Consider the following 13,497-nt stretch of genomic DNA (forward strand, 5'->3'; position numbering starts at 1 on the left):
CACGACCCCTCGTCCGATGGGGGCCTGGAAGGAGTAGATGACGTCCTCGGCGGTCACCGGGTCGCCGTTGTGGAACGTCGCATCGTCGACCAGTTCGACGACGTACCGCTGGCCGTCGTTCTCCGTCTCGGGGAGGCCCGTCACGAGGTCCGCACCGACGAGTTCGAGGCTGTCGTCGTAGGTGTACAGCGTACTGAACGCGTTCTGGCCGATTATCGCCGACGAGATGCCGAGTCCGAGGATGGGGTCGAACTCCGGCGGCGAGTTGCTCTGGAGGACGGTGAGGCTCCCCCCGTCGTTCGACCCGCCGGACTGCGTCCCGTCGGTACTGCCCGACCCGCCGTCGGTTCCGGTCGACCCACCACCCTCACCGGTCCCCGTCGCGTTCGCCCCCGAATCACCGCCGGTACAGCCAGCCAGCAACGCGAGCGACCCTGCTCCAGCGAACTGCACGAGTCGCCGTCTCGAGATGTCGGTACTACTGCCATGCGACTCGTTGTCCTGAGTCATGCTACCTCGATTTGCCCGTTCCTGCTCTTAACTGTAACTCTCACGTTCCGGAGTGTACCGGACACCGACGCGAAGCGCGACCGCCGAGAGGGGAAGACATTTGTCCGACGTGAACACACCGGATAGACGTGACGTCCGATAGCGAACTCATCACCGAGAAAGTCGACCAGGCCGTCGACGTACTGCAGGAGACCGACACCGACCTCTGGCTGACGTACTGTCGTGAGACGACCGAGATTCAAGAGCCGTGTCTCCCGTTCCTCCTCGGCTTCGACGTCGTCTGGCCGACGATGGTCCTCGTCACGAGTGAGGGACGGACGGCGACCATCATCGGGTCACACGACGCCCCCAACGCCCGTGCGCTCGACACCTACGAGGTGTACCCGTACGAGTCGTCGCTCGGTGAGCAGTTCCACGACCTCCTCGCGGAGATCGACCCCGACGAGATCGCCGTCAACTACGCGGAGGACAACACCATCGCCGACGGCCTCACTCACGGGATGTACCGACGCCTCGTCGACCTGCTGGACGGCACCGACTACGAGGGGCGACTGACGAGCGCCGACGAGGTCGTCACACGCCTCCGGAGCGACAAATCCCCCATCGAACGCCAGCGGATGGTCCGGGCGGCGGAACTGACGCAGGAACTCCTGGCGGAAGCAACGGAGCGGTGGACACCGGAGTGGACCGAGGCGGACGTCGCCGAGTACGTCCACGACCGGATGCGCGAACAGCGCCTCGGGAGCGCGTGGTCGTGGGACTACTGCCCGACGGTCCACGCCGGGTCGGACTCCGAGATGGGGCACACGATGGCGGGAGACATCACGCTCCGCCCGGGACAGGTCCTCCACGTCGACTTCGGCGTGAAGTACGAGGGGTACACGACGGACATCCAGCGCCTGTTCTACTACCCGGAGACCGAGGGCGAACCGATTCCAGACGACCTCCAGTCGGCGTTCGAGGACGTTCGGGCGGCGGTGAACGCCGCGTTCGACGTGCTGGCACCCGGTGTCGAAGGGCACGTCGTCGACGACGCCGCGCGTGACGAGATTACCGACCGTGGCTGGCCGGAGTACGGCCACGCCGTCGGACACAACGTCGGCCGGAACGCACACGACGGCGGGACCCTGCTCGGCCCGCTGTGGGACCGCTACGGTGACTCTCCCCGGGGCGTCGTCCGCGAAGGTGAGATATACACGCTCGAACTCGGCGTCGAGACGGAGTACGGCTACCTCGGTCAGGAGGACATGGCCGTCGTGACGAGCGACGGCGCGGAGTGGTTCGTCGACCCGCAGACCGAACTCCACCGCCTCGAAGCGTAGCCCCCGACTCGGGCGGTTCTGCCACCCGTCGCTCTCTCGTCTCCCGACGAACGTCCGCCGAGCGACCGCGACCGGTGACCGACGACCCGCACCGGGAGCAGCGTCGAACCCGTATTCCTGTCGAACCGGCGTTCGCCATCGAGAAACGCTCGTCGGGAGCCAGGGAGTGGCGTCCGAGTACCGCTCGACACGCAGCGACGTGACTCTCTGCCATCTCAGGCCGTATCGGTGGCTCTCCGGTCGTTCGACACCGTTTCTCGGCAGCGACCGGCCTTCCCGTGGACCCCGCTCGGGACGAACTCCGGCACACTTCCTGGCGCTCCGACCGCCAGCGATCGACGTAACAAGCATAGCCATGTTATTCAATCGGCCCGTCGGAGCGACACATCGGACGACAGGCGAGGTGGTACGGACCGAGTCTCAGGGGTTCGATGTCCGTATCCTCCGGCGAGAGCGGTCACCAGTGTGCCCTTCGTGGGCGTTGCAGACGACCGGCCTCACCGAGAGCGGGTCGCCACACCGAGGGTCCGCCTGCGCCGACCAGCGTGGGATCTGTGGTGAAGTGGGAGGGTCGTTCGTCGTCTCCGTTCGCTCCTGAGAAACGCTTGGAGGCGGCCGGCGTTCGACGCGAGGCGTCCGTACTGGCCGTAGGGAGGGTTCCACGGCCGTTTCCGACCGGTACGCACGTCGGTCACTCGACAGGACAGTGGAGAACACGGTCCGCCGGCCGGGTGGTGCTCGTCTCCGGGTTACGGTGGCGTGGGCTCTCGGGTCACCGGACTCGCGGACGGCAGTCCGAACCAGGAGACCGGGGGAGAGTCGACGTATCCGCTACCGCTGGCGGTCTCGCTCTGTCAGTGGATGCCTTGGAGGACGCCACCGTCGACGACCAGCGACGCACCGGTGACGTACGAGGCGAGGTCGCTCGAGAGGTAGACCACCGAGTCGGCGACGTCGTTCGGCCGGCCGAAGCGTCGGAGTGGAATCGACTCCTGCTGTCGCTCGCCCTTCTCGGTTCCGACGATTTCGACGTCGCTCGTCACCATCTGCGTCTCGGTGGTTCCGGGGTGAATCGCGTTGACCCGGATGTCGGGGCCGAGTTCCGTCGCCAGCGCGTAGGTGAGCAGCCGGACCGCGCCCTTCGACGCACAGTAGATGCTGTTGTTCGGGACGCCGACGATGCCCGCCGTACTGGAGACGTTGACGATGCTCCCGCCGTCGCCCTCCATCATGCGCTCGGCGGCGGCCTTACACCCCAGGAAGACGCCCCTCGCGTTGACACCCATCACCGCCTCGTAATCCTCGACCGTGAGGTCGGTGATGTGTCCCATCTTGATGATGCCGGCGTTGTTGACCATCACGTCGATACCGCCGAACTCGTCGGCGGCCCCGACGGCCTCACGAACGTCGTCGAGCGACGTGACGTCACACTCGACGAAGGTCGCACGGCCGTCGGTCTCCGACGCGACCAGTTCGTCGGTCGGGCGGCCACCTTCTCTGGGGTCGCGCCGGCGGTCAGCGACGACCACGTCCGCTCCGTACTCGGCCACGGTGAGCGCGATCGCACGACCGTTCCCGCTCGCACCGCCGGTCACCACCACCGTCGAACCGCCTAACAGTCGGGACATCGCTACGCAGTACCGACCCGACGACTATCACTGTTCGGATGGTGCGAAGACTGATAGCGTCGGGCGAACCTATCACGAGTATGGGTCTGTTGAGTGGGCAACTCGCGGTCGTCACGGGGGCCGGCCGAGGCCAGGGTCGGGCCGAAGCGGAACTGTTCGCGGACCACGGGGCGTCGGTCGTCGTCGCCGACGTCGACACGGAGAACGCAGAACGGGTCGTGGCGTCGATTCGAGACGGCGGCGGGGAGGCCGTCGCGGTCACACTCGACGTCTCCGAGGAGGCCGGCTGGGAGGCACTCGTGCGGACCGTCGAGGCCGACTACGGGGCTCTCGACTGTCTCGTCAACAACGCCGGCGTCGCTCGCAGCGAGTCGATAACGGACGAGACGGTCGACGGGTGGCAACACGTCGTCGACGTCGACCTGCGTGGCGTCTGGCTCGGCATGAAACACGCCATCCCGCTGTTGCGGGCGAACGGTGGCGGGAGCATCGTCAACGTCTCCTCGATATACGGCGTGCGTGGCGGGGCGGGCGACAGTGCCGCGTACCACGCCGCGAAAGGCGGGGTTACGGTCCTGACGAAGAACGCGGCGGTCGGTTACGGACCCGAAGGTATCCGGACGAACTCCCTCCATCCGGGGTACATGCGACGGCCGATGGGGCCGGGGGCGGACGAACCAGAGGCCGACGGCGACGAGAACGCGGCCCCGAGTCACGGGCCACCGGTCGAGGCGGTCCCGCTCGGTCGCTTCGGACGCTCCTCGGAGGTCGCGAGCGCGGCGCTGTTTCTCGCCAGCGACCTCGCTTCGTACGTCAACGGCGTCGAACTCTACGTCGACGGCGGCTACCTCGCGGCGTAGCTCTGGGACGTTCGGAGCCGAGAGCGGCTCTCCCGGACCAAACGACTATGTAGTCGCTCACGATTGTCTACGCCATGTCGAGTAGTTCGATACTCGCGGAGAAGACCGACCAGGCCGTCGCCGAACTTCGGGACGCCGAACTGGACGGCTGGTTGACGTTCGCACGAGAGACACACAACCTCGGGGAGCCCTGTCTCCCGCTCGTTCTGGGCGAGGGGTTCGTCTGGCCGGGGATGGTGCTGCTCACGGCGACGGGCCGGAAGATAGCCATCACCGAGACGCACGACGCCGACAACGTCCGTGCCCACGGCGTCCACGAGGTCTACCCGTACGAGTCGTCGCTCCAGTCGGCGTTCCACGAGGTGCTGGACGAGGTCGAACCGAAGCGGCTCGGGCTCAACTACTCGAAGGCCAACCCGACCGCCGACGGCCTCTCGCTCGGTCTCTACGAACAGCTTCGGGAGTACATCGACGCCTCCGACCACCGAATCGAACTCGTCAGCGCGGCACCCATCGTCGAGTCCGTTCGCGGCCGGAAGTCCGAGACCGAGACCGAGCGTATCCAGGGTGCGGTCGACACCGCTCACGGCATCCTCCGCGAGGTCCAGACCGAGTGGCGACCGGAGTGGACCGAGGCCGAAACCGCCGCGTTCGTCCACGAACGCGTCGCCGACCTCGGTCTGGTCACGTCGTGGGACGCCGAGACCTGCCCCGCGGTCACTGCGGGCGTCGAAGGCGAGTACGGGCACGCCAAGCCCGGCGACGTGACGATTCCGCCCGGCGAGGTGATGCGTATCGACTTCGGCGTCATCCGAGAGGAGTACGCCTCGGACATGCAGCGTGTCTACTACCACCAGCCGGCCGGTGAGACTGAGATTCCCGATGGCCTACGCTCCGACTTCGACGACGCACGGGACGCGATTCGGGCGGGCTTCGACGCGCTCGAACCCGGCGTGCAGGGCTACGAAGTCGACGCGGCCGCCCGCGAGTACCTCACCGAACGAGGCTGGCCCGAGTACCAGCACGGGCTGGGCCACCAGGTCGGCCGCTACGTCCACGACGGTGGGACGTACCTCGGGCCACAGTGGGACCGCTACGGGGACGCTCCCTACGGCGAAGTTCGTGAGGGAGAGGTCTACACGCTCGAACTCGGCATCCAGACCGACTACGGGAGCATCTCCCTCGAAGAGATGGTCCAGGTGACAGCCGACGGTGCCCGGTTCATGACCGAACAGCAGACCGACCCCTGGGTGCTCGACGCGAACTGAGACGCGCTGTGGAGACCGACTCCCGGCCGCTCAGTCGGTTCCGGTGTAGACGCCCTGCGGGTCGAGTTCGTCTCGAATCGTCGCCACCTCGTCGGGCGTCGGTGGGGCCGTCCGAGCGCTCTCGTCGGAGATCTCGACCTCCCACCCGGTCGCCGCCCGGACCTCGTCGGCCGAGACGTCCGGGTGGAGCGTCTCGACGTACGCGACACCGTCGTCGTCGAACCGCAGCACCGCTTTGTCGGTGATGATGGCCGACGGACCGCCGCGCAGGCCGAGTTCCGCGCGGCCCTCGCGCCCACCGACGTAGCCCGGACTCGTCACGAAGTCGACCTCGGCCGGGAGCCGACGCTCCTCGTGAGGCGTGATGATTATCGTCCGGTGGGCGTTGCTGGCGATATCGCAGGCGCCTCCGCTTCCGGGAAGCCTCACCACGGGGTCGTCGTACTCGCCGATGACCGTCGAGTTGATGTTGCCGTGGCGGTCGATCTGTGCGCCGCCGAGGAACCCCACGTCGATGCGACCCGCCTGCAGGTACGTCGTGAACCCGTCGAACATCGGGACGACACGGAGCGCCCCCGACGCCAACACCGGGTCGCCGATGGAGAGCGGGAGCTTCGAGGGGTTCGAGTCGATGGTCCCGGACTCGTAGACCATCTGCAGGTCGGGCGCGTGCGTTCGTTTCGCCAGATTGCACGCGAGGTTGGGGACGCCGACACCGACGAGGACGCTGTCGCCGTCGTCGAGTTCCCTCGCGGCGGCGACGACCATCGCCTCGGTCGCGGTGTAGTCGGCGTCGGTCATCGGTATCGCCCCATGTTCGCGGGCGTCGTGTACGCCGTCGACGGCTGGAGGTCGAGCAGTCGGTCCGCACCCAGTCGTTCGAGGTACTCGCGCCGCGAGTCGACGCCGTACACCCACTCGTCGAGCCAGGCCTCGACCGACTCGTGTGACGCCGACGCCTCCGCCCACTCCAGATACGCATCGTTGTCGCGGTCGTAGTAGCCCTGTGCGTAGGACGGATGCGAGCCGTAGGGCTCCTCGACGACGTAGTCGACGTCGCGGTTCGTCAGTGTCGTCCGGTTCGGGTCGCTCCGGATGACCGACTCGTCGACCAGTTCCTCGACGCTGAGGACGACCGTCTCGGCGGCCATCGCGGCGTCCGCTATCTCCCCGGAGATGCCCCAGAGATGGGCGTTGCCGTTCTCGTCCGCTCGCTGTGCGCGGACGACCGCGACGTCGGGGGTGAGCGGCGGGACGGCGTGGAGTTCGCCGCCACCGAACGGGTCCTCGACGCGCCGGATGTTGTCGTTGTGTGCGGGCAGGTCGGAGCCAGCGTAGGTCCGAACCGGCATGAACGGGAGCGCACGAGCACCGGCCGCCAGGCGAGCGGTCAGCCCGTAGTGTGAGTACTCCTCGATCTCGATCTCGTTCGGGACGCCGTCCTCGACGGCGCGCCTGAACGCCTGGAGGCTCCCGACACCGGGGTTCCCGGCCCACGAGAACGTCACCTTCGAGGCACACCCGGCGGCGACGAGTTGGTCGTACACCAGATCCGGGGTCGCGCGAACCAGGTGGAGGTCGCGCAGCCCCGCTCGAATCATCTCGTGGCCCGACGCGAACGGGATGAGATGGGTGAACCCCGCGAGGTAGACGGTGTCCCCGTCGTCGATAGCACTGGAGACGGCATCGGCCGTCGTGGTCAACACACTCATATCTCTGGATACTCCATGACTACGATGATTTCACTCCGTGCGTATCGATAGCATTCGTTGAGGACTTAGCTATGTCGGTCGGTTCGGCCGCTCGTCGCTCACGTGTCCGCCGTGAGGCGGTGTTCAGCGTCGACACCGACCCTCGGACGACCACCTCGTGGCGGGAGACGAGACGGACGTGAGCACCCCCGAAAAGTATAACCGCCGTGATTGGATAGTTCGGGTCGTTCATATGAGTGATTCTGAGCACGATGCGGCGTCACGGTCACGACGTGACGTCGACCGGGAGCAGTTGAAACGGACGACCGACGACCTCCTGATGCCCGCCGTCTACGGCCAGCAGGACCTCGTCCTCGACCGGGGGGAGGGCGTTCGACTGTGGGACGTCGACGGGAACGAGTTCCTCGACGCCGTCGCGGGCATCGCCGTCGTCAACACCGGCCACTCCCACCCGAGAGTCGTCGAGGCGATTCAGGAGCAGGCCGCGAACTACGTCCAGTCGTCGTACTACTTCTACCACGAACCGATGGCGGACCTGCTCCAGACGCTCGCGGACCGCTCCCCGGGGGCGCTGAAGAACACCTTCTTCGGCAACTCGGGGGCGGAAGCCGTCGAGGGCGGTATCAAGCTGGCGAAGAAGGCCACCGGAAAGAGCGAGTTCATCAGCCTCCGTGGGTCGTTCCACGGTCGGACACCGGGAGCGATGGCGCTCACCGGTCAGAACAAGTACACGCACACGTTCAACCCGCACATGCCCGGCTGTTACAAGATTCCCTCGCCGAACTACTACCGGTACGGCGACCGGTTCGCCGACGAGGAGGAGTTCGGCAAGTGGGCCGCCGAGCAGGTCCACGAGGTGATCAAGTACGACTCGAACGACGACGTCGCCGCGGTAGTCGTCGAGCCGATTCAGGGAGAGGGCGGCATCGTCGTCCCACCGAAAAACTACCTGCCGTACCTCAAGGAGATCTGTGAGCAAGAGGACATCCTCTTTTTCGCCGACGAGGTCCAGACGGGGATGGGTCGCACCGGGAAGCTGTTCGCCGTCGAGCACTGGGACGTCGACCCCGACATCATGACCCTCGCGAAGGGCATCGCGAGCGGCGTCCCGTTCGGCCTGTTCATGGGCACCGAGGAAGTGAGCGAGACGATGGCACCGGCGGACCACTACACGACGTACGGCGGCAGTCCCATCGCCTGTGCGGCCGCGAACGCGACGTTCGACGTCATCGACGAGGAGGGACTCGTCGAGAACGCGGCTACGGTCGGGGACGAGGCGCTCGACCGCTTCGAGGAACTGAAGGAGGACCACCAGCTCGTCGGCGACGCACGCGGGAAGGGCCTCCACCTGGGACTCGAACTCGTCGAGGACCGAGAGACGAAAGCGCCGGCCGAGGAGGGGGCGAAGGCCGTCCGCGCGGCCGCTCACGAACGCGGGCTGCTCGTCTCGCGCTGTGGCACCCACGGCAACGTCCTCCGACTCACCCCGCCGCTGTCGATCACGAGCGACGAGATGGAGGAGATGCTCGACCGCCTCGACGCCGCGTTCGACGACGTCGAAGCCGCCACCTGAGCAGACCGCGGGGCCTCCTCTCCCGTCCGGTCGTGAGGGGTCGAGGAAACCGACGGCAAGCGAGTCGTTCACTCCCGCCACCACGGAAAATTCTATGTGCCATGACCTCAACTGACGTACCACATGGCGACACACCATCCTCACATGCCGAACGCCACCGAGGAGGCGACGTCGGCGATGCTCTCCGCGGTCGGCGCGAGCGACGTCGAGGAACTGTACGAACAGATACCGGAGCGACTGCGCTTCCGTGGCGAACTCGGACTGCCGGAGCCGATGACCGAGATAGAGCTCCAACAGCACGTCGGCGGCCTGCTGGAGAGAAACGAGACCTGCGAGTCGAACCTGAACTTCAAGGGCGCGGGCTGCTGGCAGCACTACGTCCCGCCCGTCTGTGACGAGATCATCGAGCGCCGGGAGTTCCTCACGTCGGAGTGGGGGTCGCCGGAGTCGGACAAGGGGCGCAACCAGGCGTGGTTCGAGTTCTGTAGCCAACTCGGCGAACTCCTCGAACTCGACGCCGTCGGCCTCCCCGTCTACAGCTGGGGGAACGCCGCCGGGTTCGCGATGCGGATGGCCCACCGGCTCACCGGGCGGACGGAGGTGCTCGTCCCCGAGAGCATCTCCCCCGAGCGACAGAGCGTGATGGAGAACTACAGTCGCCTCTCGTCGGGGGAGCGACGACTCACCATCGAGACGGTCGCGTTCGACCCCGAGACCGGGGAACTGGACCTCGACGACCTCAGAGAGCGCTGTTCGTCTTCGACCGCCGCCGTCTACTACGAGTCGCCGTCGTATCTCGGTACCATCGAGTCGGGAGCCGAGACCATCGCCGACGTCGCTCACGAAGCGGGCGCGGAGTGTATCGCGGGCGTCGACCCCATCACGCTCGGCGTCCTCGACAGTCCCGCGACCCACGGTGCGGACATCGTCGTCGGGACGACACAGCCCCTCGGCATCCACATGAACGGCGGAGCGTGCAGCGGCTTCATCGCCAGCCGCGACGAGGAGGAGTACGTCGTCGAGTACCCGACGCTGCTGTTGAGCGTGACGAACACCGCGACCGAGGGCGAACTGGGGTACGCGTTCATGCCCGAACAGCTCCACCGGTCGTCGTACGGTCTCCGGGAGGACGGCAACGACTACACCGGGACGTCGGTCTACCTCTGGACCATCGCCAACGCCGTCTACATGTCGCTGCTCGGCAAGCACGGGTTCCGCGAACTGGGCGAACTCGTCGTCGAGCGGTCACACTACGCGGCCCAACGGCTCTCCGCCATCGACGGCGTCGAGGTCCGCCTCTCGCCGTCGTTCTTCAAGGAGTTCGTCGTCGACTTCGAGGACGCTCCGGTCTCCGCCAGCGAGGTCAACGACCACCTCAAGGCCGAGGGCATCTTCGGTGGCGTCCTCCTCGGCGAGGAGTTCCCGACGCTCGGCGACGCGGCGCTCTACTGCGTCACGGAGGTCCACACGCAGGCCGACGTCGACAGACTGGTCGACGCGGTCACGGAGGTGGTCGAGGCATGAGCACCCCCAGCACCGACGAGCGCCCGCGTGACGACGAGGCGGAGCGAGCGACGAACGAGGGCGCACGCGAGGGCCGCCGTGGTGGGACCGTCCGGGAGTACCACGCGAAGGTCTGGGACGAACCCTCCATCATGGAGATGGGTGCGGCGGGACGCCGCGGTATCACGTTCCCGGAGGCCGAATCGGCGGTCCGTGACACCGTCGGGTCGGCCGCGGACTACCTCCCCGACGCCGTGGCCCGCGAGGACGACCCCGCGCTCCCGGAGGTGGCCGAACCGTTCGTGGTCCGTCACTACCTCCACCTGGCCCAGGAGACGCTCGGGTTCACCAACATCAGCATGTGGGGGACGTGTACGATGAAGTACGCCCCGACGATGAACGAGCAACTGGAGAAGCGGCACCTCTCGAACCTCCACCCCAGACAGGACGACGACACGCTCCAGGGGATGCTGGAGATCGCCCACGAACTCGACGGCTACCTGCAGGAGCTCTCGGGGATGGACCGGTTCTCGTTCCAGCCGGCCAGCGGGACGCAGTCGGCGTTCGTCTTCACCAGCCTGCTCCGGAAGTACCTCGAGGACCGCGGCGAACTCGACCAGCGAACCGAGATCGTCACGACGCTCTACTCACACGCCTGTCTGCCGGCGACGGCGGACGTCGCCGGGTTCGACGTCGTCACGCTCCAGCCCGGCGAGAACAGCTATCCGTCGACCGAGGCGCTGGAGGCGGCGGTCTCCGAGAAGACGGCCGCGCTGATGATCGTCAACCCGAACGACCTCGGCGTCTACAACCCGAACGTCGACGAGTGGGTCGACATCGTCCACGACGCCGGCGGCCTCTGCTTCTACGACCAGGCCAACTTCAACAGTACGATGGGCATCTCCAGAGCACGCGACGTCGGCTTCGACGCCTCACACTACATGCTCCACAAGACGTTCGGGAACCCGAAAGGTGGGCTCGGCCCGGCCGCCGGCGCGTTCGGCTGTCGGGAGGAACTCGTCGAGTACCTCCCGACCCCGCTCGTCGAGTACGACGAGGCCGACGACCACTACTCCCTCGACTACGACCGGCCCAACAGCGTCGGGAAGGTCCGCGAGTTCTGGGGCAACCTCCCGCTCGTGATGAAGGCGTACGTGTGGGTCCGGAGCATGGGCGCGGAGGGAATCGTCGAGGCGAGCAACCTCTCGGTGCTCGGGAACAACTACCTCGAAACGCTGCTGGAGGACGTTCCGGGGCTGGCGAAGACCGTCGAGAACGTCACACAGCGTCGGATGGAGATGACGCGGTACAGCTGGGGTGAACTGTTCGAGGACACCGGCGTCAGCACGGTCGACATCCGTCGTCGCCTGACCGACTTCGGCATCGACGCCTACTGGATGAGCCACGACCCCTGGACGTACGACGAACCGTTCACGCCGGAACCCGGCGAGATGCACTCGAAGGAGAACATCGAGACGTACGCCGAGGCGCTCCGGCGCATCGCCGAGGAGGCCTACGACGACCCCGAACGCGTCAAGACGGCCCCGCACAACCAGTCCATCGACCGCGTCGACGAGGAGCGTATCGACGACCCCGACCAGTGGGCGATGACGTGGCGGGCGTACCAGCGGAAGTTCGGCGACCACGAGGACTGACCGCCTCCACCGAAACGTATTTTCATCAGGCAGTGTACCTCTCAGCCGGTATGGCAGAGAAACCCTATCCACGTGGCCTCGCGCACGTCGGCTTCACCGTCTCGGACATCGACGCCGCCACGCAGTGGTACCAGGACGTCTTCGGGTTCAACGTCGTGATGGAGCCGACGACCATCGAGAACGAGGGCTACTTCGGACGACAGGTGACCGACCTGCTCGGCGACTTCGGGACGATGACGATCGCCCACCTCTCGACGGGGAACCAGATCGGTATCGAACTGTTCGAGTTCGACGAGACCGACGGCGAGAGCGACCCCGACCCGAGAGCGCCGGGGCTGTTCCACCTCTCGATAATCGATCCGGACGTGTCGGGCCTCGCCGAACGTATCGAGGAACACGGCGGCGAGGCGTACTCCGAGGAGTGGGGCGTCAACCACGAGGACGACGACTTCACGCTGATCTACTGTCGGGACCCGTGGGGGAACCTCGTCGAGGTGTTCCCACAGAGCGACGAACGCGTCTACAGCAACCTGGGGTGAACGCGTCGGACCTCGCCACCCCGTCGGTGGCGACGCTCGCCGCCATCGGGTGGAGCAACGTTCTTCGTTGACGCCCGCCGAGTGCGATACGATGACAGTCACAGATTTCCGAGCACGACCGAACACGAGCGAGTACATGGCGGCGTACCCGCCGGACTACGACTTCTTCGACCTGGTTCCGGGCCACGACCACCCCGGAACGGACACGCTCGAGGCGTTCGTCTCGGCGCTCGACGACGTAGGCGTCGACCGGGCGGTCTTCACCGGTCGACAGACCGTCGAGGACGGGCGGGTCGTTCGCGGCGTGACGAACGACTACGTCGCCGACTGCGTCGACCGATACCCCGACCGACTGGTCGGGTTCGCTGGCGTCGACTGCGAGACGGACGTCGTGGCGGCGACGCGCGAACTCGAACGGGCGGTTCGGGACCTCGACCTCTCCGGGGTGTCGTTCGACCCGACATCCCCCGACGCCCGGACCAACTACCCCCTGTACGCGAAAGCCGCTGAACTCGACGTACCGGTCGTCCTCACGCTCGGTCCCAACGTCGGGACCGTCGGCGACAGCCACGACGCGGCCCGCGTCGACCGCGTCGCCACCGACTTCCCCGACCTCACCTTCGTCTGCTCGCACGCCGCCTGGCCGCGCCCGACCGAGTTCGTCGCGCTGGCCTACCGACGCCCGAACGTCTACATCGACGGGTCCATCTACCAGTTCTTCCCGGGCGCGGAGCCGTTCGTCGCGGCCGCCGAGGACCTCATCCGGGAGAAGGTGCTGTACGCGAGTGCCTTCCCCTTCGACTCGCTCGACGCCATCGAGCGGTTCAGAGCCCTGCCGTTGAGCGACGCTGCGACCGAGGCGATCGTCTCCGAGAACGCGAGCCGTCTCCTCGACGACTAAACGAGTCGCGGGCCGACGTCGTCGAC

At 66.7% G+C, this 13,497-nt stretch carries 12 protein-coding genes; 8 read left to right on the forward strand and 4 right to left on the reverse strand.

All coding sequences use genetic code 11. From position 1 onward, the window contains the following. A partial coding sequence (locus tag GQS65_RS02640; RefSeq protein ID WP_233264993.1) for an ABC transporter substrate-binding protein occupies positions 1 to 510 on the reverse strand: 510 nt, incomplete at its 3' end. A gap of 128 nt (positions 511 to 638) precedes the next feature. Here GQS65_RS02640 and GQS65_RS22050 point away from each other — a divergent pair. Then, complete coding sequence (locus tag GQS65_RS22050) at positions 639 to 1,832, forward strand: M24 family metallopeptidase (RefSeq protein ID WP_158203127.1); 1,194 nt, start codon at positions 639 to 641, stop codon at positions 1,830 to 1,832. 854 nt (positions 1,833 to 2,686) lie between these two features. Here the strand turns inward: GQS65_RS22050 and GQS65_RS02650 are convergent. Beyond that, positions 2,687 to 3,460 (reverse strand): SDR family oxidoreductase, encoded by a 774-nt coding sequence (locus GQS65_RS02650; protein ID WP_158203128.1) that lies wholly within the window; start codon positions 3,458 to 3,460, stop codon positions 2,687 to 2,689. Between the two features lie 80 nt (positions 3,461 to 3,540). Here GQS65_RS02650 and GQS65_RS02655 point away from each other — a divergent pair, with 80 nt between their 5' ends. Together GQS65_RS02655 and GQS65_RS02660 are read left to right on the forward strand one after the other, a co-directional pair. Continuing rightward, positions 3,541 to 4,320 carry an SDR family NAD(P)-dependent oxidoreductase gene (locus GQS65_RS02655; RefSeq protein WP_158203129.1) on the forward strand — a complete coding sequence of 260 codons (780 nt, stop codon included), beginning with the start codon at positions 3,541 to 3,543 and terminating at the stop codon, positions 4,318 to 4,320. A gap of 74 nt (positions 4,321 to 4,394) precedes the next feature. Then, on the forward strand, positions 4,395 to 5,588 hold the full coding sequence (locus tag GQS65_RS02660; protein WP_158203130.1) for a M24 family metallopeptidase: 1,194 nt from the start codon (positions 4,395 to 4,397) through the stop codon (positions 5,586 to 5,588). 30 nt (positions 5,589 to 5,618) lie between these two features. Here GQS65_RS02660 and GQS65_RS02665 read toward each other — a convergent pair whose 3' ends face one another. Beyond that, a complete protein-coding gene (locus GQS65_RS02665) occupies positions 5,619 to 6,389 on the reverse strand; it encodes a CoA-transferase subunit beta (RefSeq protein WP_158203131.1) in 771 nt (256 codons plus the stop codon). Next, the gene (locus tag GQS65_RS02670; protein WP_158203132.1) at positions 6,386 to 7,300 is read right to left on the reverse strand and encodes a CoA transferase subunit A; all 915 of its coding nucleotides are present in this window, start codon (positions 7,298 to 7,300) and stop codon (positions 6,386 to 6,388) included. Before GQS65_RS02670 ends, GQS65_RS02665 begins: the two co-directional genes overlap by 4 nt. Before the next feature lie 232 nt (positions 7,301 to 7,532). Between GQS65_RS02670 and GQS65_RS02675 the strand changes: the two genes are divergently transcribed. From GQS65_RS02675 to GQS65_RS02695, 5 genes are all read left to right on the forward strand, one after another. Then, positions 7,533 to 8,873, forward strand: coding sequence for an aspartate aminotransferase family protein (locus GQS65_RS02675; protein WP_158203133.1), 1,341 nt, complete (start codon positions 7,533 to 7,535; stop codon positions 8,871 to 8,873). A 123-nt stretch (positions 8,874 to 8,996) separates the two neighbouring features. Beyond that, positions 8,997 to 10,397: an aminomethyl-transferring glycine dehydrogenase subunit GcvPA gene (gene gcvPA, locus GQS65_RS02680; protein ID WP_158203134.1), complete on the forward strand. Its 1,401-nt coding sequence runs from the start codon at positions 8,997 to 8,999 to the stop codon at positions 10,395 to 10,397. After that, complete coding sequence (gene gcvPB / locus GQS65_RS02685; RefSeq protein ID WP_158203135.1) at positions 10,394 to 12,031, forward strand: aminomethyl-transferring glycine dehydrogenase subunit GcvPB; 1,638 nt, start codon at positions 10,394 to 10,396, stop codon at positions 12,029 to 12,031. The genes gcvPA and gcvPB overlap by 4 nt, the downstream gene beginning before the upstream one ends. 50 nt (positions 12,032 to 12,081) lie before the next feature. Then, a complete protein-coding gene (locus tag GQS65_RS02690) occupies positions 12,082 to 12,570 on the forward strand; it encodes a VOC family protein (protein ID WP_158203136.1) in 489 nt (162 codons plus the stop codon). A gap of 91 nt (positions 12,571 to 12,661) precedes the next feature. Further along, positions 12,662 to 13,471: an amidohydrolase family protein gene (locus GQS65_RS02695; RefSeq protein WP_158203137.1), complete on the forward strand. Its 810-nt coding sequence runs from the start codon at positions 12,662 to 12,664 to the stop codon at positions 13,469 to 13,471. Positions 13,472 to 13,497 lie beyond the last annotated feature (26 nt).

Origin of the sequence: Halomarina oriensis, assembly GCF_009791395.1 — an archaeon.
Classification (GTDB): Archaea; Halobacteriota; Halobacteria; order Halobacteriales; family Haloarculaceae; genus Halomarina; species Halomarina oriensis.

Bases quoted from the DNA above. Each gene is read 5' to 3' on its own strand.
- GQS65_RS02650 (WP_158203128.1), bottom strand. From the start codon at position 3,460: ATGTCCCGACTGTTAGGCGGTTCGACGGTGGTGGTGACCGGCGGTGCG.
- GQS65_RS02655 (WP_158203129.1), top strand. From the start codon at position 3,541: ATGGGTCTGTTGAGTGGGCAACTCGCGGTCGTCACGGGGGCCGGCCGA.
- GQS65_RS02660 (WP_158203130.1), top strand. From the start codon at position 4,395: ATGTCGAGTAGTTCGATACTCGCGGAGAAGACCGACCAGGCCGTCGCC.
- GQS65_RS02665 (WP_158203131.1), bottom strand. From the start codon at position 6,389: ATGACCGACGCCGACTACACCGCGACCGAGGCGATGGTCGTCGCCGCC.
- GQS65_RS02670 (WP_158203132.1), bottom strand. From the start codon at position 7,300: ATGAGTGTGTTGACCACGACGGCCGATGCCGTCTCCAGTGCTATCGAC.
- GQS65_RS02675 (WP_158203133.1), top strand. From the start codon at position 7,533: ATGAGTGATTCTGAGCACGATGCGGCGTCACGGTCACGACGTGACGTC.
- gcvPA (WP_158203134.1), top strand. From the start codon at position 8,997: ATGGCGACACACCATCCTCACATGCCGAACGCCACCGAGGAGGCGACG.
- gcvPB (WP_158203135.1), top strand. From the start codon at position 10,394: ATGAGCACCCCCAGCACCGACGAGCGCCCGCGTGACGACGAGGCGGAG.
- GQS65_RS02690 (WP_158203136.1), top strand. From the start codon at position 12,082: ATGGCAGAGAAACCCTATCCACGTGGCCTCGCGCACGTCGGCTTCACC.
- GQS65_RS02695 (WP_158203137.1), top strand. From the start codon at position 12,662: ATGACAGTCACAGATTTCCGAGCACGACCGAACACGAGCGAGTACATG.